Origin of the sequence: Flavobacterium indicum GPTSA100-9 = DSM 17447 (genome assembly GCF_000455605.1) — a bacterium.
In the GTDB taxonomy this organism is placed as follows: domain Bacteria; phylum Bacteroidota; class Bacteroidia; order Flavobacteriales; family Flavobacteriaceae; genus Flavobacterium; species Flavobacterium indicum.
In genome coordinates this window covers 1,223,092-1,244,674 of the sequence record NC_017025.1, presented here as the reverse complement: position 1 = coordinate 1,244,674, position 21,583 = coordinate 1,223,092, and the positions used below count along the sequence as shown (strand labels likewise).

Genomic DNA, 21,583 nt, shown 5'->3' with positions numbered 1-21,583 from the left:
ACTTTTATTTATTCTATGACGCCATCCGAATTAAAAGAATTTTTAGATGAAAAAGTAGACCTTTACAACCATCCTACTTTTATTGAATCGGATCCCATTCAAATTCCGCATCGCTATACATTAAAAGAAGATAGAGAAATAGCTGGTTTTTTGGCTGCTACCATAGCTTGGGGGAATCGTAAAATGATTATTAATAGTGCCCATAAATTAATGGAAGCCCTAGGCAACAGTCCTTATGATTTTGTACTGAGCCATCACGATCACGATTTAAATCGTTTAGATACATTTGTTCATCGTACTTTTAATCATGAAGATGTCAAATACTTTATTAAGAGTTTAAAAAATATTTACCTACATCACAACGGATTAGAAGCCGTATTTGCAAAAAATACAACAACAACTTCTACACAAGAAGCCATATCAAAGTTCAAACACGTTTTTTTTGAAAAGCAACATTTACCAAGAACTACAAAACATGTATCTGATCCGTTAAACGGCTCTGCTGCAAAGCGAATCAACATGTTTTTACGTTGGATGGCCCGACAAGATGCAGCTGGAGTCGATTTTGGAATATGGAAAAGCATACCTATGTCGGCCTTATCCTGTCCGTTAGACGTACATTCAGGGAATGTAGCACGTAAGTTAGGAATATTAAATCGAAAACAAAACGATGCAAAAGCACTACAAGAATTGGATGAAAATCTGAGAAAATTAGATAAAAACGACCCCGTGAAATACGATTTTGCCTTATTTGGATTAGGCGTTTTTGAAGGGTTTTAATCGTAAAAAGTAAATTTAGTGGAGAATACCGGATTCGAACCGGTCGCCTCTACGCTGCCAGCGTAGCGCTCTAGCCAAATGAGCTAATCCCCCAAAACAGTTCAAATATAATTATTTTTTTTAAATTAATACTAAAAATAAAAAATCCCGACAATTGTCGGGATTCCTATTTATAAATAACTTGTCTTATTAAGATAAAGCTGCTTTTACTTGATCTGCTGCTTCTTGGAATTGAACCGCAGATAAAATTGGCATACCTGAATTATCAATTAATTCTTTTGCTACCTCAGCATTTGTTCCTTGTAAACGAACAATGATTGGCACTTTAATTGCATCACCCATATTTTTATAAGCATCAACAACACCTTGTGCAACACGGTCACAACGAACAATACCACCAAAGATGTTAATTAAAATTGCTTTTACATTTGGATCTTTTAAAATGATACGGAATGCTGTTTCAACACGTTTTGCATCTGCTGTTCCTCCTACGTCTAAGAAGTTTGCTGGTTCAAAACCTGCATATTTAATTAAGTCCATCGTAGCCATTGCTAAACCAGCACCATTAACCATACAACCTACAGTACCATCTAAATCAACATAATTTAATCCAGCTTCTTTAGCTTCTACTTCAATTGGTCTTTCTTCTGTAATATCACGCATTTCAGCTAAGTCAGCATGACGGTATAAAGCGTTGTCGTCTAAAGTAACTTTAGCATCAACAGCCATAATTTTATTATCTGAAGTTTTTAATACTGGATTAATTTCAAACATTGAAGAATCAGAACCAATATAAGCTTTGTATAAAGCATCAACAAATTTTGTCATTTCTTTAAAAGCTTCACCAGATAAACCTAAGTTGAAAGCAATTCTTCTAGCTTGGAAACCTTGTAATCCATAAGCTGGATCAATTTCTTCAGTAAAAATTTTATCTGGAGTATGTTCTGCCACTTCTTCAATATCCATTCCACCTTCAGTAGAATACATAATCATATTACGACCTGTTCCTCTGTTTAATAAAACAGACATATAGAACTCTTTTGTTTCAGATTCTCCTGGATAGTATACATCTTCAGCAACTAACACTTTGTGTACTCTTTTACCAGTTGGAGGTGTTTGAGGTGTAATCAAATCCATTCCAATAATTTGTCCAGCAATTTCTCTAACTTGGTCTAAGTTTTTTGCTAACTTAACTCCACCACCTTTTCCTCTTCCACCTGCGTGAATTTGTGCTTTGATTACATGCCAACCTGTACCAGTTTCAGCAGTTAATTGTTTAGCCTTTTCAACTGCTTCTTCAGCATTGTTTGCTACATGACCACGTTGCACACGTACTCCATAGCTAGCTAATATACTTTTACCTTGATATTCGTGTAAGTTCATAATATGTATGAGTTAATCTTGTTTATAAAGTGGCACAAAAATAACAAACTAATTTATAATTGACTAATATTTAATGATAAATTTAGGTAATTTGGTATAGTTTTTATTTGATATAAAATAATTTTATATAACATTTTGTTATTTTTTGTTATATTTTGTTGTTTTTTTATATAAATAAAATGTTAGGCAATATATTTGCAAAAAAAAATTATGCTTTATCAGGATTTAGTAAACTTAGGACAAGAATTTGGCACACCTTTGTATGTGTATGATGCAGAAAAAATTAGTAGTCAATACCACCGCTTAACCAAAGCTTTTAGTAAGGTAGAAAATTTTAAAATACATTATGCGGTTAAAGCACTTTCCAATGTATCCATTCTAAAATTTCTTAAAAATCTTGGAAGTGGATTAGATACAGTTTCTATACAAGAAGTACAACTGGGTTTACATGCTGGCTTTCAACCCAAAGACATAATTTACACACCCAATGGAGTTTCAATGCAGGAATTAGAAACTGTTGCTGCATTAGGAGTTCAAATTAATATAGACAATCTATCTATTTTAGAACAATTTGGAACAAAACATCCTGAAATTCCGGTTTGTATTCGTATTAATCCGCATGTAATGGCAGGTGGAAACGCTAATATTTCTGTTGGTCATATTGACAGTAAATTTGGAATTTCAATTCATCAATTACCTCATATTTTACGAATTATTGAAAACACAAAAATGCATATCAATGGCATCCATATGCATACAGGTTCTGATATATTAGATGTAGATGTGTTTTTATATGCCGCTGAAATTTTATTTGAAACCGCTAAACATTTCAAATCATTAGATTTTATTGATTTTGGTAGTGGATTTAAAGTTCCTTATAAAAAAGGGGATATTGAAACCAATGTAGAAGAATTTGGAAGAAAATTAACCAAACGTTTTTTAGCTTTTGAAAAAGAATACGGTCGAACGTTGACATTAGCTTTTGAACCTGGAAAATTCTTAGTGAGTGAGGCTGGATTTTTCTTAGCAAAAGTAAATGTTGTAAAACAAACAACTTCTACTGTTTTTGCTGGTATCGACACAGGATTTAATCATTTAATCAGACCCATGTTGTATGGTTCAGAACATTTCATTGAAAACATTTCTAATCCTAAAGGAAAAGAACGCTATTATTCTGTAGTGGGTTACATTTGTGAAACCGATACTTTTGCCAATAACAGAAGAATTCAAGAAATTCATGAGGGCGATATTTTATGTTTTAAAAATGCTGGAGCCTATTGTTTTTCTATGAGTTCCAATTATAATTCAAGAACCAAACCTGCAGAAGTATTATGGTATAATGGAAAAGGCCATTTAATACGTGAACGAGAAACTTTTGAAGATATTTTAAGAAATCAAGTTGTATTAGAAATCTAATTTCTATACTTTTTTTGTTTAGTTGTTTACAAAAAAAGCGCATCTCATTGATGCGCTTTTATTATTTTAATATTTCTTCTAATACCTCTGACTGTGTTCCATTTGGCATCGTAATTTTTAACTTTTGTGCCAATGTTGGAGCAATTTGAGTAATGTATTTCTTAGCATAACTTTCGCCTTTCTTTATTTTCCATCCATAAAATAAAACTGGTACATGTGTATCGTAAGAATACGGTGATCCATGAGTAGTTCCTGTTGCCGAATATTCAACATATGCAGGTTTTAACAATAAAATTAATTCTCCATTTTGTTTTGGATCATACCCTTTATTAATGGCCTGTAAATAATAATCTGTTGTTGAAGAAAGTTGAATTTGTTCTTCAGTATATACATTTTTAATGTACTTTTGAGCCAGTAAAAATTCTCTAACCGAACTTTTTACTTTTTCAAGATCAATATTCTTAAGCTTTAATTTGGCTTTGTCTAGAAACACATTATAGTTAGAATAATCTAATAAATAATTGTCTCCAAAAGTTTTTTCAATATATTCTTTAATGTCTTGTTGAATATTTTTAGAGTTCAAATTATTCACATCATATTTGTTGTCTTTCAAATAAGTTACATTTTCTGCACCGGCATGATCTGCAGTTAAAAACACTAAATACTTTCCTTTTCCAACAGTTGCATCTAAATAATTTAAAAAATCTGCAATAGTTGCATCTAAACGTAAATAGGTATCCTGTAATTCAACAGAACGAGGCCCTAAAACATGTCCAATGTAATCCGTTGAAGAAAAACTAACCGTTAAAAAATCAGTTGTCTCATCTTTACCTAACTCTTCAGCTACAATGGCACGTTTTGCAAAATCTACTAATAAATTATTCCCATACGGACTTGTTCTTAATACCCCAGCATCATTTGCTTCAAACATATCTTTCAAATTATAGGGAAAGAAAGGTGTCTTTTTAAATAATTTACCTTCGTAAGGGCTATTATCTGTTAAACTTTCATTGTATGTTTCTTTGGGTTTAAATAAATCCCAACCTTTTTCAATATAAGTCAAATAGTTTTTTTCTGCATTGAATTGAGTAGCCCAACTCGGTAATTCTTTTCCATAAAAAGTACTAGAAACAAATTCACCTGTTTTACTGTACCAAAAAGCCCAATTGGCAAAATGCCCAGCCGGAAGAATAGCCCCTCGATCTTTAATACTCATCCCTATGACTTTTCCTTTAAAATTAGTAGCCAATTTCAACTCATCAGTTATTGTTGTAGCTTGTAAATTTTTAGGTGACATTTTCCCTTCACTTTCCGTTCCATTACCTAACAATGTTACAGATTCATCTTCAGTACAATATACTTCTTTACTGGTTTCTTTATTGAACCATTCATTACCTACGATGCCATGAACAGCTGGTGTAGTTCCAGTAAAAACAGAAGCATGCCCAGGCGCAGTATACGTCGGCATATAATTATAATGGGCATTGTGAAAAGTATACCCTTGGTTCATTAAACGTTTAAAACCATTTTCTGAAAAATCATTTGAAAATCGATATAAATATTCCATTTTCATTTGATCTACTACAATACCTACTACCAATTTTGGTCGTTCTTGTGCAAATCCTAAAACAGTAAACAATGAGGCAATTGCAATATTTCGCATCTCTAATATCATTATATTTTTAGTTTTTATTTTCTAATAAAGGAACAAATCGAAATTCCCCAAATTCATGTTTTTCAAATTGCGTTTCATTCTTACGTATCAATAGTGTCATGATTTGTTCTTTATCTCCTAATGGAATTACCAACCTACCTCCTATTTTTAATTGAGCCATTAAAGGTTGCGGAATGATTGGTGCACCCGCCGTTACAATTATACTATCAAAAGGAGCAAATTGTGGCAAGCCTTTATAGCCATCTCCAAATGATAAATGTTTCGGACGAATATTTAATTTGGGAAGTAACAAGGACGTCGATTTAAACAATTCATTCTGACGTTCTACAGAATAAACTTTTGCACCCATGGTAACTAAAACAGCCGTTTGGTACCCACTTCCAGTTCCAATTTCCAATACATTATCTCCCTTTTTTACTTCTAACAACTGACTTTGAAAAGCTACCGTATAAGGTTGAGAAATCGTTTGTCCCGCCCCAATAGGAAACGCTTTATCTTGATAAGCAAAATCTTCAAAACTCGAATTCAAAAATAAATGTCGAGGAATCTTTCTTATGGCTTCCAATACATTCACATCGGTAATACCTTTGTCTTGTAATTGTTTAACCAATTGATTTCTTAGTCCTTGATGTTTATTTGTATCTTTCAATTTGCAGGCATTTTTAGTTTGGTAAAATTAAAGCTTAATAAACAAAATCCAAGTACGATTTTCTAAAAACTTTTAAAGTTTTACACTTCAAACTTTCAACTTTAATTGTATTTTTGTTCAAATTAATTTTTATATGCTGAAAGTTGGTGTTTTAGGTGCAGGTCACTTAGGAAAAATACATTTACGATTATTAAATCAATCTGAAAAATATGAATTAGTTGGCTTTTTTGATCCCTTTGAAGAAAATGCCCTAAAAGTTGCTGCTGAGTTTGGTTACACTAAATTCGATACGATGGAGGCTTTAATTGCAGCTGTAGATGTCGTTGATATTGTAACGCCTACCTTGCAACATTTTGAATGTGCCAAATTAGCTATTGAAGCTGGTAAACATATTTTTATTGAAAAACCAATTGCCAATACAGTTGAGGAAGCTGAAGCAATTATAGCCTTAGCAAATAAACATGGTGTAAAAGGACAAGTAGGTCATGTAGAGCGATTCAATCCTGCATTTACTGCCGTTAAGGATAAAATTAAAAATCCAATGTTTATTGAAACCCATCGATTAGCTGAATTTAATCCAAGAGGAACCGATGTACCTGTGGTATTGGATTTAATGATTCACGATATCGATGCTATTTTGAGTGTGGTGCGTTCGAAAGTGAAATCGGTAAATGCGAGTAGTGTTGCCGTAATTTCGGATTCTCCTGATATTACCAATGCCCGTATCGAATTTGAAAACGGCTGTGTGGCCAACATTACATCCAGTCGAATTTCAATGAAAAACATGAGAAAATCTCGTTTCTTTCAAAAAGACGCCTATATTTCTGTAGACTATTTAGATAAAGTATGTGAAGTTGTTCGAATGAAAGACGCCCCTGAAGTTCCGGGTGATTTTGATATGATTTTACAAAATGCAGAAGGAATAAAAAAACAAATCTATTTTGATAATCCTGGAGTGCAATTAAACAATGCTATTTTAGACGAATTGGAAACTTTTGCAGACGCCATCCAAACGAATACATCACCTATTGTAACCTTAGAGGATGGAACAGAAGCGTTAAGAGTAGCGTACATGATTATCGATTCAATGGAGAAATAAATATTTAAAACAAACACATAAACACGATATGAAAACAATCGCAGTAATTGGAGCTGGAACCATGGGAAATGGAATTGCGCACACTTTTGCACAATGTGGATTTCCAGTAAAATTAATTGATATTTCTGAAAAATCTTTAGAAAAAGGAATGGCAACTATAGCTACTAACTTAGACCGTATGGTTGCAAAAGGTAGCATAACAGAAGAAGACAAACATAAAACTATTGGCAACATTATTACCTACACAGACATTAAAGATGGCGTAGTTGGATGTGATTTAGTTATTGAAGCTGCCACTGAAAATGTACAATTAAAATTTAATATTTTTAAGCAATTAAGTGAAGTTTGCGACCATAATACGATTTTAGCAACCAATACTTCTTCAATTTCGATTACTCAAATTGCTGCAAATGTAGTGCATCCAGAGCGAGTAATTGGGATGCACTTTATGAATCCGGTGCCAATTATGAAATTAGTGGAAGTCATTAGAGGGTACAACACTTCTGATGAAGTAACTAAAATCATCATGGAATTGTCTTGTAAATTAGGTAAAATACCAACCGAAGTTAACGACTATCCTGGATTTGTAGCAAACCGAATTTTAATGCCAATGATTAACGAAGCTATTGAAACACTTTACAACGGTGTAGGTGGCGTTTATGAGATTGATACAGTTATGAAATTAGGAATGGCGCATCCAATGGGTCCGTTACAATTAGCTGATTTTATTGGATTGGACGTATGTTTATCTATCTTAAACGTAATGTATGACGGATTTAAAAATCCAAAGTATGCCCCATGTCCTTTGTTAGTTAATATGGTTATGGCTGGTAAACTAGGGGTTAAATCTGGTGAAGGCTTCTATGATTATTCAGAAAGTAAAAAAGCTGAAAAAGTTTCAAAACAATTTTCAAAATAAAGTGAAAAGTGATTAGTAATTAGTGAATAGCTAGTTACTAATCACTAATTACTAATCACTCAATTAAATGGCAAAAATCATTCCTTTTAAAGCGGTCCGACCAACAGCCGATAAAGTAGCATTAGTTACATGTAGAACTTATGATGATTACAGTTCAGCAGAGCTTGCCGCTTGGTTGAGTTTTAATCCGTATTCGTTTTTACATGTGATTAATCCGGCTTATGTGTATTCTCAAAAAATTACACTCGACAAACGTTTTAAAGGAGTTGCACATAAATACCAAGATTTTAAATCGGACGAAATATTAATTGAAGAAGATAAAGCGGTATTTTATCTGTATGAAATTCAGTCCAAAAATCAAAAATTTACAGGTATTATTGCCGGTACTTCAGTGATTGATTACCAAAATAATGTGATAAAAAAACACGAAGATACGTTGCAATACCGTGTAGAACTTTTTAAGGATTATTTACATCAAACCCATTTCAATACTGAACCGGTTTTAATTACCTATCCTGATAGTACTGAAATCAATACCTTTATTGCGTTACGAAAACAAAGTAAACCAATTTATGATTTTTCTACCACAAATAAAGAGCGACATATACTCTGGAAAATTGATACTCAAAGTGAAATCGATTGGTTAACCGAACATTTTGAAAAAATTCCGAATTTATACATTGCTGATGGACATCATCGTTCGGCATCTGCTGAATTATTATTTCAAGAAGACCAACATCTAGGCAATCCAAATTTAAATTTTTTCATGAGTTTTTTAATTGCAGAAAGTAATGTGAAAATTTATGAATTTAATCGGTTAATTCGCGATTTAAATGGCTTAAGTAAAGAAGTTTTTATTCAGAAATTAGCGGAAAATTTCATTATAAAAGTTAAAGACCAAGAACTTTGGAAACCCCAAAATAAATTTGAATTTGGCATGTATTTAGAGGGACGTTTTTATGCTTTATTTTATAAACATGAAAGCAATAGTGATACGAGTTTATTAGAAAATTTAGATGCACAAATTCTGTATGATAAAGTATTGCATCCTTTATTAGGTATTGAAGATTTACGAAACGACGAACGAATTGATTATATCTCAGGAAAGCAATCGGTTTCTGTAATTAAAGATTTGATAGATGAAGGTGAATTTGAAGTTGGGTTTATGCTCTACCCTTCCGATATTAATGAAATCAAAACTCTAGCTGACAATAATTTAATTATGCCTCCCAAATCAACTTATATTGAACCAAAATTCAGAAGTGGATTGGTAGTGTATGAGTTGTAAAAAATGATAAATATTATTATTTTATTACCCATTATAATTCAAATAATATTGGGTTCAATTGTAATAATAAAAAATAAATTTATTTCACTAAACAAGCTAACATTATTAAATTTAATACTTCAAATTCTATTAAGTATAATTTTAATTGTTTATAATAATAATTTAATTCAAAAAAGAGAAATAAGATGTTACAACCCAATGTTAGCTGTTTTTGGATTAATTATTATTTGCTTTATTTTTATAATTATTATATTTTTTATTCAACTAATTGTTAAATATTTTTACGACAAAAAAAATGTCAATAACTCAAAACCTAACTAACATAAAATCCCAACTCCCAGAAGGTGTTACCTTAGTTGCCGTTTCTAAAACGAAACCAATTTCCGATTTAATGGAAGCCTATAATGCAGGTCAACGAATTTTTGGTGAAAATTATGTACAAGAATTAGTAGATAAACACGAACAAATGCCTAAAGATATTGAATGGCATTTTATTGGGCATTTACAATCGCGTAAAGCGAAATTAATCGCACCATTTGTAAGTCTCATTCATGGTGTGGATAGTTTGAAATTGTTAGAAGAAATCAACAAACAAGCCCAAAAAAACAATCGAATTGTTGATTGTTTGCTTCAAGTGCATATTGCAGAAGAAGAAAGTAAATTTGGATTAAATGAACAAGAATTAGATGAGATTCTGAAACAAGTTCAGAATGACAATGAGAACTTTAAAAATATCCGAATCGTAGGTTTAATGGGAATGGCTACCTTCACTGATAATCTAAACCAGATTGAAAAAGAATTTAAACAGCTGAAAACGATTTTCGATAAATACAAACAAATTGATACGATGAACATTAAACTTCAATCGTTATCCATGGGTATGAGTGGCGATTATCAATTGGCTATTTCATGTGGAAGTACCATGGTTCGAATTGGAAGTAGTATCTTTGGCAATAGAAGCCCCCTAACCCCCAAAGGGGGAAATTAGAAATGGTGACTTTTTTTGTTTATATATTTGTACCAATAAAATGATTTCATACACATAGAAATAATTGAATTATTATGATTTCACAAAATTCTAGTATTAATTTTAAATATTCCCCCTTTGGGGGCTAGGGGGCCTTGTACGCAATACTCGACATAGAAACCACTGGTGGGCAATACAATCAAGAAGGTATTACCGAAATTGCTATTTATAAATTTGATGGCCATGATGTGGTAGATCAATTTATCAGTTTAGTCAATCCTGAAATACCTATTCAACCCTTTGTGGTAAAACTAACTGGTATTAATAATGCCATGTTACGAAGTGCGCCTAAGTTTTATGAAGTCGCCAAACGTATTATTGAAATTACTGAAGGTTGTGTAGTTGTTGCTCATAATGCTTCTTTTGATTACCGCATTTTACAAACAGAATTTCGTCGTTTAGGGTATGATTTCAAAAAACCAACGCTTTGTACGGTTGAATTATCTAAAAAAATCATTCCTGATTTACCATCGTATAGTTTAGGAAAATTGGTACGCTCTTTAGGAATTCCAATGGCCGACAGACACCGTGCAAGTGGTGATGCCATGGCAACAGTAAAACTCTTTAAAATGTTGTTGGCTAAGGACGTAGAAAAAGAAATCGTGAAGAGTTTTGTTAAGACCGAAATCAAAGCCGGTATGTCGCCCAAATTATTAGATATTGTAGAAAATTTACCTTCCAAAACGGGGATTTACTACATTCATAATGAAAAAGGGGATTTAATTTATATTGGAAAAAGTAAAAATATTAAAAAAAGAGTCAACCAACATTTTACTGGAACTTCTTCTAAAAGTAAAAAAATACAACGCGATGTTTTTGCGGTTACTTTTGAAGAAACAGGAAGTGAACTGATTGCGTTGTTAAAAGAAAGTGAAGAAATAAAAATAAACAAACCCGTTTACAACAGAGCACAACGAAAAAGTATATTTCAATGGGCACTTTATGCTTCGAAAGATGCATTGGGTTATCTTCGATTAAGTGTTGAAAAAGCAGATGGTCGGAAAAAAGAACTGACTTCCTTTACCTCATTAATGGAAGGTAAAAATGCTTTATTCCGAATTACGGAAAAATACCAATTATGTCAAAAACTAAATGGTTTGTATGAATCTAAAGCCGCTTGTTTTCAATACAAGATTAAAGAATGTAAAGGAGCCTGTGTTGAAAAAGAACCGGTAGAAGACTATAATTGCAGAGTGGAAGAATTCATGAAAAACATGCAATTTGAAAACGACAATATGGTTATTGTTGATAAAGGCAGAAGTATTGAAGAACGTAGTGCCGTTTTAATTGAAAATGGGGTTTATAAAGGGTATTGTTTTTTCGATTTAAATTACCAAATAACCAATGTAGAGGTACTAAAGAATATTATAATTCCGATGCAAAGTAATCGCGATACTAAAACGATTATTCAGTTGTACTTAAGAAAAAATAAAGTATTACGTATTCAGAAGTTTTAATGCAAGAAAAAGCTAAAACTTGAAACAACATCTGAATCCTGAAACTAAATATCTGAAACTTGAAACCAGAAATTAAAAATTATCTTATAACCATCATTGGTCCAACAGCTATTGGCAAAACAGCTTTAAGCATTACTTTGGCACAACATTTTGGTTGTTCTATACTTTCTTGTGATAGCCGTCAATTTTTCAAAGAAATGAAAATTGGTACCGCAGTTCCTTCCGAAGAAGAATTAGCCGCTGCACCACATTATTTCATTCAAAACAAATCGATTTTTGAATCGTATTCTGTGGGTGATTTTGAGCAAGAAGCCTTGACAAAATTAGACGAATTATTTCTACAAAATAATATCCAAATCATGGTGGGTGGTTCCGGTTTATATGTAGATGCTGTCTTAAAAGGATTTGATGAATTTCCAGCTATTGCTGCTTCTGTTAGAGAAGAAATCAATCAAAAATACGAAGATTTAGGAATCGAATTTCTACAAGAAAAATTGAAAGAATTAGACCCAGCCTATTATCAAAAAATAACTATTGAGAATCCACAAACACTTCAAAATCCACAACGAATGAAACGTTTTGTAGAAGTTTGTATGGGTAGTGGTCTTCCCTATTCCAGTTTTATTGGTAAACGCACCAACAAACGTAATTTCACACCTGTTATAATTGGTATAGAAGCAGAAAGAGAAATAATGTATGACCGAATAAATCAACGTGTCGATTTAATGGTAGCTGATGGTTTGATTGAAGAAGTAAAAAACCTACTTCCTCATCAAAATTTAAATGCCTTACAAACCGTTGGATACAGAGAACTTTTTGATTATTTCGACCAAAAAACATCATTAAATGAAGCAATAGAACAAATAAAAATGAATACCCGTCGCTTTGCAAAACGTCAAATGACTTGGTTCAAACGAACAGAAAATACCACTTGGTTTGATTATCTTTGTGATCGAAAAACTATCATTGACTATATAACTTCTAAATTAAAATAATGCCTGTATCACCCAACTTTACTTCACTATTTGAAGAAACACATAAAATCACATTTTTAAACTGCACCCCAACTGCTTATTTAAAATACACGGATTTATGCAATTTCTTTCAACTCACTGCGGGCACACATGCTGAATTGGGAGGAATTAGCTATGCTGATATGCAAGAACATCATCAAGCCTGGGTTTTGAGTAGAATGCGTGTTGAAATTTCTAAACTCCCCAAATGGCAAGATGAAGTTATGGTAAAAACTTGGATAAAATCGTTAGAAAATTCACGTTCCATTCGATGTTTAGAAATGTACGTTAATGATGAAAAAATTGCAGGATGTGAAACTTTTTGGGTAGTAATCAATACTAAAACAAGACGTCCAGAAAACTTAGCCTCTCCACACGAACATTTTGAAAAATTTGCTATTGACGCAACTAATAAAGGAACAACTAAAATAAACCTTCCATTACATACTGAAATTGTAGCAGAAAAAGTGGTTAAACTATCTGATATTGATATTATTAATCATGTTAATAATGTTAAATATCTAGAATGGTGTTTAGACACATTAGAACCCGAAATCATTCTTAATCAAAAAATTAAATCAATAGATATCAATTTTTTAAAAGAAGTTAATTTATTAGATATTGTTCAACTACATTCTAGAAAAAAAGATACTACTATTGATTTTTCAATCACAAAAAACGAAAAGATATGTTATGTCTTAGAAATACAACTCTAAATCAATACCATTTTGAACAAAAAAACAAAATAGAACCTGTGATTTACAATTCAATTTTCTGAATTACTTCTAATACATAATCGTGCATCACTTGTTTGTAATCTAAATGCGTTACAAATCGAAGTTTCCCTTGCCCCATATCACTGATATAAATATTTTTTTCTTTTAATTTATTCATGACCTGAGACGTTGTAAAAGGTTCTCGTACTGTAAAAATCACAATATTCGTTTCTACGAATTCTACTTTATTAACCCAAGATTTAGTCATAAGAACTTGTGCAATTTCTTTCGCTTTTTTATGATCTTCTTCTAATCTTGAAATATTATTTTGTAAGGCATACATACCCGCAGCCGCCAAGTAACCCGACTGACGCATTCCACCACCAAATATTTTTCGAATACGAAGTGCGCGTTTAATATCTTCTTTTGAACCAATTAAAACACTACCTACCGGTGCACCTAATCCTTTGGACAAACAAACGGATATTGTATCAAACAAGTCACCATAAATTTTTGGATGTTGCTTTTTAGCTACTAAGGCATTCCATAAACGAGCACCATCTAAATGATAACGCAATTTATGTTTTTGGCACACGGCTTTAATTTTTACTAACTCATCGTAATCATAACAAGCACCACCACCTTTATTTGTTGTATTTTCAATAGACACCAAAGACGATTTGGCTAAATGAATATTTTCTGGATCATTCACAGCTGCCTCCACTTGTTCAGCAGTTATCATTCCTCTATTTCCATCTAATAAAGCAAAAGACACCCCACTATTAACCGCAGCGCCTCCTCCTTCGTATAAATAAATATGCGACCATTTATCACAAATTACTTCATCACCAGGTTGGGTATTTAATTTAATAGCCACTTGATTGGCCATAGTTCCTGATGGAAAAAACAAAGCGGCCTCTTTTCCAAATAAATCGGCCAACGTTTCCTCTAATTCATTAACACTAGGATCTTGTTTAAACACATCATCACCAACTTTTGCATGAAACATATGTTGCAACATTTCTGCTGTTGGCTTAGTTACGGTATCACTAAATAAATTAATTTCCATAAATCGAATGAATAGAGTACTTTTGTGGGTGTAAAATTAAGAAAAAATGGTAAATATTGAACAAATTAAGGTCATTAATGATCGCCTGGTTGCGTTAAGGAGGTATCTTTGACGTTGATGCCAAACTAATTGAGATTACTAACGAAGAGGAAAAAACCTTTGCACCAGACTTTTGGAATAATCCAAAGCAGGCTGAAATTGTGGTAAAAAATCTTCGCTCGAAGAAAAAATGGGTTGACGATTACAATAAGTGCGTTGATTTAGCGGAAGAATTACAATTAACTTTTGAATTTTTCAAGGAAGGAGAAACCACTGAAGAGGAAGTTGATGCTATTTACGATTCAACTATTTCTCATATTGAAGATATTGAATTTAGAAACATGCTTTCAGAAGAAGGTGATAATCTAAGTGCTGTACTTCAAATTACAGCTGGTGCTGGTGGTACTGAGAGTTGTGATTGGGCAAGTATGTTAATGCGTATGTATTTAATGTGGGCCGAAAAACAAGGATATAAAGTAAAAGAATTGAACTTTCAAGAAGGAGATGTCGCTGGTGTTAAAACCGTAACTTTAGAAATTGAAGGCGATTTTGCATTTGGTTACTTAAAAGGAGAAAATGGGGTACATCGATTGGTTCGAATTTCACCGTTTGACAGTAATGCAAAACGTCATACATCTTTTGTTTCTGTCTATGTCTATCCATTGGTAGACGATACCATTGAAATTGAGATTAATCCATCTGACATTGAAATCACTACAGCCCGTTCTAGTGGTGCCGGTGGGCAAAATGTAAATAAAGTAGAAACTAAGGTTCAGTTATTTCACAAACCAACAGGTATTCAAATTCAATGTTCTGAAACACGTTCACAACACGACAACCGTGAAAGAGCCATGCAAATGTTACGTTCGCAATTATATGAAATTGAATTAAAGAAGAAAATGGAAATGCGTGCTGATATTGAAGCCAATAAAATGAAAATTGAGTGGGGATCACAAATTAGAAACTATGTCTTACATCCTTACAAATTAATTAAAGATGTACGTACCAGTTATGAATCGACCGATACAGATGGAGTTCTTAATGGGGAAATAGATGGTTTTCTAAAAGCGTATCTAATGATGATGGGACAACGCGAAGAAGAATAAAAAAAGGCACCAAATGGTGCCTTTTTGTATATTAAATTCCAACTTCTATTTGAAAGCGTATATACCAATTACCTTTTGTATCCCCATTATAGAAGTTCAAAGTATCATAATTAAATTCGGTCTGTAATTTAACATTATGATCCCAAATGTATTTTGTTAAACCTAAAGAATATTCTTTAGTATTAGGAGTCAATTGTTCAATATCTCTATGGGCTTTTTGAGTTGAAAATCTTCCAATAAACTCATATTTTGATTTAGTCATATAACTCAATTGATAATCGAAACCACTTCCAGTAAACACATAATTTGATTTCGTACCATCTGTACTATATGTAATAGGATCATTAGCTGTTCTACTCATATAACTAGACATTGCTGCCCAACCATTATATTTAAACATCGCATCTAACAATACCGATTTCATTGTTCTTTTTTCAAACAAAAAATCGCCTAATTGTCCGTTCGTTCTACGGGCATGGTTATTTTGATTAAAAGCACCCGACAACATTAATTTTGGCTTTTTCTCTCTTACAATATCTCCTTCAAAATAAGTACCGTCTTTTTCAAAAACCCCAAGTGGAAATAGTTCTAGTTTACCAGTTAATGAAACCCCATCGTCTGCTTTTTGCGTACTATTTCTTCCTTCTCCACCTGAAAATGCTCCTTTCAGTGAATAACTAAATTTTTCTTTTCGATCTTTAATATAATGAACTTGAAAACCAAAATCTCTATCAATGGTAAAACGAGCATTGTTAATTGTTCGATCTGTTAACTGAAGTGCTCCAGAAGAATTCACACGTTGTCTATTTCCTGGTAATTTAGTTTGACCAAAAATAAAACTTAACGATTTAGTTGGTTTATAAGCAACGAAGGCATCTCTAATAACATTTAGATTCTCACCCACTTTAGTTTCCCCAACATCACCAGGGGCAAAAGAAAGTTGAATACCATATAAAAATTTAGGATTCAATAAAAAACCATCAAATCGTAAACGTAAACGTCTAATTTGCCCATCATAGGCAAAATTTTCATCTTCATTTTTAAATCCAGTCATTCTTGATTGCATTCTGAATCTAATATTAACTTGATATAAACTATCTGGAGCAGTTAAACCAAGACCTTTTTTAAAAGTAAAATAAGGTAAAATCTGTTTTGTTGCATTGTCTTGCCCAAAAACCGAAAAGATTGTAAAAAAAACAAATAAATTAAGGTAAATAATTTTTTTCATTTTGTTGCGTTGTGTTTGTTAAGTTTGAGTTGTGTTATTATTTAGTTAGCGCAAAATTAATGTTAACAAAATCAAGAAAACAACATTTTGTATTAAGTAATCTTTATGCTTTTAAAATTCTATTAACTATTTCTTAACATTATAACATAAAAAAATCCCGACTTAAGTCGGGATTTTATACTGGTTTATTCTGATTAAATAAACAATTTAAATATATAATAGAATAGAGATGCTATTACAGCTGAAACTGGGATTGTTAAAATCCAAGCCCAAAGCAAGTTTATGGTTACTCCCCATCTTACTGCACTTAATCTTTTAGTAGCACCTACACCAATGATTGAACCTGTTATTGTATGTGTTGTAGAAACAGGTACACCCATTTGAGAAACTGTAAATAAAGTTAACGCACCTGCCGTTTCTGAACAAACACCTTCTAATGGGGTTACCTTTGTAATTTTAGAACCCATTGTTTTTACAATTTTCCAACCTCCCATTAATGTTCCTAAACCAATCATTAAATAACATCCAAAGGCAATCCAAGTTGGCATCGTGTTATGCGTTACTTTTGTTTCAATTTTATGTTTTTTCAATAAATCTCCTTTTTCATCTAAATATTTTTTGAATATTTTAGAATATCTATATTTCGGATTTATAGCTTTATCATTAAAAATCACTTCGTTAGTAACCACATCTTTAACCATTTTTTTATCTGAATAAACTTCCAGTGTAGTTAACTCTTTTGAAACTTTATCAAAATCATTAATATCAACTCCTTCTTTTGCTAAGTGTTGAATAAAAGGATTTGTCTTTGCAATTGAAGCATTTAATTTTTCATCATCAAATATTTTTGCTCCTGATGTTACATCAACAATGTTTTTGCCATCTAAATAAACGGTATCATTAGCGAAATGACCAACAGCCGGTTTAAACTTCTTAACTTTACCTTCTTGATTCGTATATTTAATTTGAAGTATTTCAGTTACTTTTAGGTAATCTTTAATTACTACCGGTGTTTCTGAATCATTTCCACTTCTATGTGTATTTGCATATACAATACAAGCTGCACAAATAATACCCATTACTTTCTGCGAATCAGCCCCACCATGCCCTAATGAAAAAGCAGCAGAAGATAATAATTGTAACTTTTTGTACATATTACCTTCTTTAGTATGCGAAGGTCTTTTCCCATTTATAATTTGATAAATAATATAAACCAAAATAAATAATGCTAAAAGAACTCCAATAATCCAAATCATGATTGGTTTAATATCTAAAGAATCTTTCAATCTGTACGTTGTGTAAACTGTAGCAATAGAAGCTAAAATTGAAATGGTTATTTTCTTAATAAAACTTCTTTGTATGGTAACCATTGCAATAAAGAAAGATATAATACCACCAATTACAGGAGCTAAGAAAATAAACATTACTGTCTTTAAAATTTCTTCTGAATTTAAAACTCCAAATCCTGCATGCGCAACTGCTGCACCTCCAAATCCACCAATTAATGTATGTGAAGAAGAAGACGGAATCCCTAACCACCATGTTAATAAATTCCAAGCTGTAGCCGCTAACAAACCAGCCAAAATAACCCAAAGATTAATTACTGAGCTGTCAACTGTTTTCGCTACAGTATTCCCAACACTCATGTCGAAAACCCAATAGGCAACAAAATTGAAAAATGCAGCCCAAATAACCGCTTGGGTTGGAGATAAAACTTTAGTAGAAACTACGGTTGCAATTGAATTGGCAGCATCGTGAAAACCATTTACCAAATCAAATAACAAAGCAATTACTATAATTACTATTAATAATGTAAACATAATATCTTATTAAATCGATTAAGAATGTTTTACTGCTACTGCTTCTAATACTCTAGCAACAGATTTACATTTATCAGAAACTTTATCTAAAGAAGCCAAAACATCTTTATATCTAATAATATTTTTTGCATCTGTTTCATTTTCAAAAATATCAGTTACTGCTTTTTCAAAAACTGAATCAGATTTTCTATCCAATTTGTTGATTTTTTTAACTGAATCAAAAATACCTTTAAAATTTTTCATCTCTTTCAATTCTTTTACCGATCTTGAAATATGATGACAAGCTTCTAAATTTATTTCTGTTAATTTTCTAATCGATTTAGTAATTTTTTCAACTTGATACATTCTAATTCTATTAGAAGCTTCTTGTAAATTACCCGATACATCTTCAATAGTAGTCATTAAAGCATGAATATCTTCTCTATCTAATGGAGTAATAAAGTTTTTACTCAATTCAATATTCATTTTATGTGAAATATTTTCAATAGCTTCTGCTAACTCATCCACTTTTTTATAATACGATTCTCTTTCATCTTTTGGTGCATTTAATGCATCATGTAATGATTCCGAAAGTTTTGTTAATTTATTTGTTGCTTGTTCAAATAAAGGAAAGAAAGTTTTGTCCTTAGGAGAGAAAAAATTTAAAATGTTTTTTAAAGCCATTTTCTTAGTTATTAAAATTTCGAGGCAAAATTAGTTTGTTAATGTTAAGTTAATGTTAAGCAAACAACAAAAGAAAATTAATTGTTAAAGAATTATTAACAAAAAGTAAATAAAAAATGCAGACCTGTAAGCCGGATTCTGTATTCCAATAAGATGGAATCCTTATCATTTATCTGGACTAATTGTTACCAATTAGCTCTATCTGCCTACCCCTCAGCAACGAACGAGTAGCCCTTAACTGCTGATATACATGGCATTTCACCGCATAGAGTTTACCTGGTTTCACTACAGCATTACCTGTACATACTTTCTGTTGCACTTGTCCTCTCTCGTCCCGAAAAACGAGATGACGGGCGTTACCCGCTATGCTACTCTGTGGTGTCCGGACTTTCCTCCCCGCCAAGGCGGGACGATAAGGCGGTCTGCACTGCAAAAATAGACAATTCAAATGAATATAAATTTACTTTTTAAAACTTTTGACTTTTAACTTTTTTAAATCTATATTTGCTATCGAGAATATACTATGGAACAATTTATTGTATCAGCCCGTAAATACAGACCCCAAACATTCAAGGATGTTATTGGGCAACAAGCTATTACAAATACTTTATTGAACGCCATAGAAAACAACCACTTAGCACAAGCATTACTTTTCACTGGCCCTAGAGGCGTTGGTAAAACCACTTGTGCGCGTATTTTAGCTCGAAAAATTAATCAGGTAGGATACGATAATCCAAATGAAGATTTCTCCTTCAATGTATTCGAATTAGATGCTGCTTCTAATAATGGAGTGGATGATATTCGTAGTATTATTGATCAAGTTAGAATACCTCCACAAACTGGAAATTATAAAGTATATATTATTGACGAGGTACACATGCTTTCTCAAGCCGCTTTTAATGCTTTCTTAAAGACATTAGAAGAACCGCCTCGACATGCTATTTTTATATTAGCTACTACTGAAAAACACAAAATATTACCCACTATTCTTTCTCGATGTCAAATTTTCGATTTTAAAAGAATCACTGTTAATGACACCAAAGAATATTTAATGGATATTGCGCAAAATCAAAATGTACAATATGAAGAAGAGGCCTTGCGTATCATCGCTCAAAAAGCTGATGGTGCCATGCGTGATGCCTTATCTATTTTTGATCGTGTGGTTTCTTTTTGTGGCAACAATTTAACACGTCAAGCAGTAGCTGAAAACTTAAATGTACTTGATTACGATTATTATATTAAAGTGACTGATTTAATTTTGGAAAACAAAATTCCGGAATTACTTCTAACGTATAACGACATTTTAGCTAAAGGTTTTGATGGACATCATTTTATAGCGGGATTGGCTTCACACTTCAGAGATTTATTAGTGTGTAAAAATCCTGCAACGCTATCCCTTTTGGAAGTTAGCGAACAAGTACAAGATTTATTCAAAAATCAGGCTCAAAAAGCAAGTCAAGAATTTTTATTGCAAGGAATAGAAATTGCCAATGAATGTGATTTGAAATTTAAAGTGAGTCAAAACCAACGATTATTTGTTGAATTAACTTTAATGCAACTGGCTTCATTAACACATGATGCCGAAAAAAAAAAGCTAAATTCTATATAATTCCATCTTCCATTGTAAATGGAAATAGAGTTGAAATTCCTGTAAAAGTTACATCTTCAGCCCCACAAAATGAAAAGACTGAAACCATACAGCCAATTCAAAAAATTGAAGAGAAGGTAGAACAAATCGTTCAAAAATCAACCATTCCTTCTGATAAAAAAAGAATTTCTCCCCTCTCTATTTCAGGTTTAAAATCTATAAAAGAAATAGAATTACAACAAAAAGCGAATGAAGAGGAAATTGGAGAACATCCTGTAGAAGAGTTTTCTCAAGAAGATTTAGAACAACATTGGAATGATTATGTTAACCTTCTAGACCAAAAAGGTAAAAAGATACTAATGTCTTACATGACCTTAAGTAAACCCATTAAAATGGGACACAATATTCTATTAGAATTCCCTAATCAAGGTTCCAAGGAAGATTTTGAAAGCAAATATGCCGAAGTGATTTCTTATTTAAAAACCAAATTAAAAAATTTTGATATAAAAATAAAAATCACCGTAATCGAAACTTTTAAACCTAAAGTACATTACACTAACGAAGATAAATTCAATCATTTTAAAGAATTAAATCCTACAATTGAACAATTTAGGAATCTATTTGAATTAGATATATAAAACAAACTAA

Annotated in this window: 19 protein-coding genes, 1 tRNA gene and 1 other RNA gene; 12 read left to right on the top strand and 9 right to left on the bottom strand. The window is 32.0% G+C overall.

The features are described from left to right. Window positions 1-15: 15 nt before the first annotated feature. A complete protein-coding gene (locus KQS_RS05585; RefSeq protein WP_014388219.1) occupies window positions 16-780 on the top strand; it encodes a TIGR02757 family protein in 765 nt (254 codons plus the stop codon). 19 nt (window positions 781-799) lie between these two features. Here the strand turns inward: KQS_RS05585 and KQS_RS05580 are convergent. Together KQS_RS05580 and sucC are read right to left on the bottom strand one after the other, a co-directional pair. Further along, a tRNA-Ala gene (locus KQS_RS05580) sits at window positions 800-873 on the bottom strand. A gap of 96 nt (window positions 874-969) precedes the next feature. Beyond that, window positions 970-2,163 carry an ADP-forming succinate--CoA ligase subunit beta gene (gene sucC, locus KQS_RS05575; RefSeq protein WP_014388218.1) on the bottom strand — a complete coding sequence of 398 codons (1,194 nt, stop codon included), beginning with the start codon at window positions 2,161-2,163 and terminating at the stop codon, window positions 970-972. A 210-nt stretch (window positions 2,164-2,373) separates the two neighbouring features. Here sucC and lysA point away from each other — a divergent pair, with 210 nt between their 5' ends. After that, the gene (lysA, locus tag KQS_RS05570) at window positions 2,374-3,579 is read left to right on the top strand and encodes a diaminopimelate decarboxylase (protein ID WP_014388217.1); all 1,206 of its coding nucleotides are present in this window, start codon (window positions 2,374-2,376) and stop codon (window positions 3,577-3,579) included. Between the two features lie 61 nt (window positions 3,580-3,640). Here lysA and pafA read toward each other — a convergent pair whose 3' ends face one another. Together pafA and KQS_RS05560 are read right to left on the bottom strand one after the other, a co-directional pair. Then, window positions 3,641-5,254, bottom strand: coding sequence for an alkaline phosphatase PafA (gene pafA / locus KQS_RS05565; RefSeq protein ID WP_014388216.1), 1,614 nt, complete (start codon window positions 5,252-5,254; stop codon window positions 3,641-3,643). A 7-nt stretch (window positions 5,255-5,261) separates the two neighbouring features. After that, complete coding sequence (locus KQS_RS05560; protein WP_014388215.1) at window positions 5,262-5,903, bottom strand: protein-L-isoaspartate(D-aspartate) O-methyltransferase; 642 nt, start codon at window positions 5,901-5,903, stop codon at window positions 5,262-5,264. Window positions 5,904-6,036: 133 nt separating this feature from the next. Here KQS_RS05560 and KQS_RS05555 point away from each other — a divergent pair, with 133 nt between their 5' ends. The 7 genes from KQS_RS05555 to KQS_RS05520 all read left to right on the top strand — a co-directional run bounded on the left by KQS_RS05555 (window position 6,037) and on the right by KQS_RS05520 (window position 13,422). Beyond that, window positions 6,037-7,002: a Gfo/Idh/MocA family protein gene (locus KQS_RS05555; protein WP_014388214.1), complete on the top strand. Its 966-nt coding sequence runs from the start codon at window positions 6,037-6,039 to the stop codon at window positions 7,000-7,002. A gap of 28 nt (window positions 7,003-7,030) precedes the next feature. Next, complete coding sequence (locus tag KQS_RS05550) at window positions 7,031-7,921, top strand: 3-hydroxyacyl-CoA dehydrogenase family protein (protein ID WP_014388213.1); 891 nt, start codon at window positions 7,031-7,033, stop codon at window positions 7,919-7,921. Window positions 7,922-7,988: 67 nt separating this feature from the next. Next, the gene (locus tag KQS_RS05545; RefSeq protein WP_014388212.1) at window positions 7,989-9,209 is read left to right on the top strand and encodes a DUF1015 domain-containing protein; all 1,221 of its coding nucleotides are present in this window, start codon (window positions 7,989-7,991) and stop codon (window positions 9,207-9,209) included. A gap of 295 nt (window positions 9,210-9,504) precedes the next feature. Then, complete coding sequence (locus KQS_RS05535; protein WP_014388210.1) at window positions 9,505-10,197, top strand: YggS family pyridoxal phosphate-dependent enzyme; 693 nt, start codon at window positions 9,505-9,507, stop codon at window positions 10,195-10,197. Window positions 10,198-10,331: 134 nt separating this feature from the next. Continuing rightward, on the top strand, window positions 10,332-11,693 hold the full coding sequence (locus tag KQS_RS05530) for an exonuclease domain-containing protein (protein ID WP_014388209.1): 1,362 nt from the start codon (window positions 10,332-10,334) through the stop codon (window positions 11,691-11,693). Window positions 11,694-11,752: 59 nt separating this feature from the next. Then, window positions 11,753-12,688: a tRNA (adenosine(37)-N6)-dimethylallyltransferase MiaA gene (miaA, locus tag KQS_RS05525; RefSeq protein ID WP_014388208.1), complete on the top strand. Its 936-nt coding sequence runs from the start codon at window positions 11,753-11,755 to the stop codon at window positions 12,686-12,688. Beyond that, window positions 12,688-13,422 carry an acyl-[acyl-carrier-protein] thioesterase gene (locus KQS_RS05520; protein WP_014388207.1) on the top strand — a complete coding sequence of 245 codons (735 nt, stop codon included), beginning with the start codon at window positions 12,688-12,690 and terminating at the stop codon, window positions 13,420-13,422. Before miaA ends, KQS_RS05520 begins: the two co-directional genes overlap by 1 nt. 43 nt (window positions 13,423-13,465) lie before the next feature. On the opposite strand, the gene KQS_RS05515 is transcribed toward KQS_RS05520, so the two are convergent. Beyond that, complete coding sequence (locus KQS_RS05515) at window positions 13,466-14,491, bottom strand: threonine aldolase family protein (RefSeq protein WP_014388206.1); 1,026 nt, start codon at window positions 14,489-14,491, stop codon at window positions 13,466-13,468. 46 nt (window positions 14,492-14,537) lie between these two features. Between KQS_RS05515 and prfB the strand changes: the two genes are divergently transcribed. After that, window positions 14,538-15,636, top strand: a protein-coding gene (prfB, locus tag KQS_RS05510; protein WP_157868395.1) for a peptide chain release factor 2 whose coding sequence is annotated in 2 segments (ribosomal slippage) — window positions 14,538-14,600 and window positions 14,602-15,636 — 1,098 coding nt in all. Because the reading frame shifts where the segments join, the coding sequence is not laid out codon by codon here. A 31-nt stretch (window positions 15,637-15,667) separates the two neighbouring features. Here prfB and KQS_RS05505 read toward each other — a convergent pair. The 4 genes from KQS_RS05505 to rnpB form a co-directional block, all read right to left on the bottom strand. Continuing rightward, a complete protein-coding gene (locus KQS_RS05505) occupies window positions 15,668-16,864 on the bottom strand; it encodes a porin (protein WP_014388204.1) in 1,197 nt (398 codons plus the stop codon). A gap of 194 nt (window positions 16,865-17,058) precedes the next feature. Then, window positions 17,059-18,684 carry an inorganic phosphate transporter gene (locus KQS_RS05500; RefSeq protein WP_014388203.1) on the bottom strand — a complete coding sequence of 542 codons (1,626 nt, stop codon included), beginning with the start codon at window positions 18,682-18,684 and terminating at the stop codon, window positions 17,059-17,061. An 18-nt stretch (window positions 18,685-18,702) separates the two neighbouring features. Then, window positions 18,703-19,347 carry a DUF47 domain-containing protein gene (locus KQS_RS05495; RefSeq protein ID WP_014388202.1) on the bottom strand — a complete coding sequence of 215 codons (645 nt, stop codon included), beginning with the start codon at window positions 19,345-19,347 and terminating at the stop codon, window positions 18,703-18,705. 111 nt (window positions 19,348-19,458) lie between these two features. Further along, an RNA gene (gene rnpB / locus KQS_RS14130) (RNase P RNA component class A) lies at window positions 19,459-19,776 on the bottom strand. Between the two features lie 94 nt (window positions 19,777-19,870). On the opposite strand from rnpB, the gene dnaX reads away from it, so the two are divergent. Both dnaX and KQS_RS14170 read left to right on the top strand, forming a co-directional pair. After that, a complete protein-coding gene (dnaX, locus tag KQS_RS05485) occupies window positions 19,871-20,956 on the top strand; it encodes a DNA polymerase III subunit gamma/tau (RefSeq protein WP_014388201.1) in 1,086 nt (361 codons plus the stop codon). A gap of 338 nt (window positions 20,957-21,294) precedes the next feature. Beyond that, on the top strand, window positions 21,295-21,573 hold the full coding sequence (locus KQS_RS14170) for a hypothetical protein (RefSeq protein ID WP_157868394.1): 279 nt from the start codon (window positions 21,295-21,297) through the stop codon (window positions 21,571-21,573). The last annotated feature ends 10 nt before the right edge of the window (window positions 21,574-21,583 follow it).

What these genes read in the sequence shown, in the direction of transcription:
- KQS_RS05495 (WP_014388202.1), bottom strand. Translation starts at nt 19,347, where the DNA reads ATGGCTTTAAAAAACATTTTAAATTTTTTCTCTCCTAAGGACAAAACT.
- dnaX (WP_014388201.1), top strand. Translation starts at nt 19,871, where the DNA reads ATGGAACAATTTATTGTATCAGCCCGTAAATACAGACCCCAAACATTC.
- KQS_RS05500 (WP_014388203.1), bottom strand. Translation starts at nt 18,684, where the DNA reads ATGTTTACATTATTAATAGTAATTATAGTAATTGCTTTGTTATTTGAT.
- KQS_RS14170 (WP_157868394.1), top strand. Translation starts at nt 21,295, where the DNA reads ATGTCTTACATGACCTTAAGTAAACCCATTAAAATGGGACACAATATT.
- KQS_RS05545 (WP_014388212.1), top strand. Translation starts at nt 7,989, where the DNA reads ATGGCAAAAATCATTCCTTTTAAAGCGGTCCGACCAACAGCCGATAAA.
- sucC (WP_014388218.1), bottom strand. Translation starts at nt 2,163, where the DNA reads ATGAACTTACACGAATATCAAGGTAAAAGTATATTAGCTAGCTATGGA.
- KQS_RS05515 (WP_014388206.1), bottom strand. Translation starts at nt 14,491, where the DNA reads ATGGAAATTAATTTATTTAGTGATACCGTAACTAAGCCAACAGCAGAA.
- KQS_RS05520 (WP_014388207.1), top strand. Translation starts at nt 12,688, where the DNA reads ATGCCTGTATCACCCAACTTTACTTCACTATTTGAAGAAACACATAAA.
- KQS_RS05505 (WP_014388204.1), bottom strand. Translation starts at nt 16,864, where the DNA reads ATGAAAAAAATTATTTACCTTAATTTATTTGTTTTTTTTACAATCTTT.
- lysA (WP_014388217.1), top strand. Translation starts at nt 2,374, where the DNA reads ATGCTTTATCAGGATTTAGTAAACTTAGGACAAGAATTTGGCACACCT.
- KQS_RS05585 (WP_014388219.1), top strand. Translation starts at nt 16, where the DNA reads ATGACGCCATCCGAATTAAAAGAATTTTTAGATGAAAAAGTAGACCTT.
- KQS_RS05550 (WP_014388213.1), top strand. Translation starts at nt 7,031, where the DNA reads ATGAAAACAATCGCAGTAATTGGAGCTGGAACCATGGGAAATGGAATT.
- KQS_RS05535 (WP_014388210.1), top strand. Translation starts at nt 9,505, where the DNA reads ATGTCAATAACTCAAAACCTAACTAACATAAAATCCCAACTCCCAGAA.
- pafA (WP_014388216.1), bottom strand. Translation starts at nt 5,254, where the DNA reads ATGATATTAGAGATGCGAAATATTGCAATTGCCTCATTGTTTACTGTT.
- KQS_RS05555 (WP_014388214.1), top strand. Translation starts at nt 6,037, where the DNA reads ATGCTGAAAGTTGGTGTTTTAGGTGCAGGTCACTTAGGAAAAATACAT.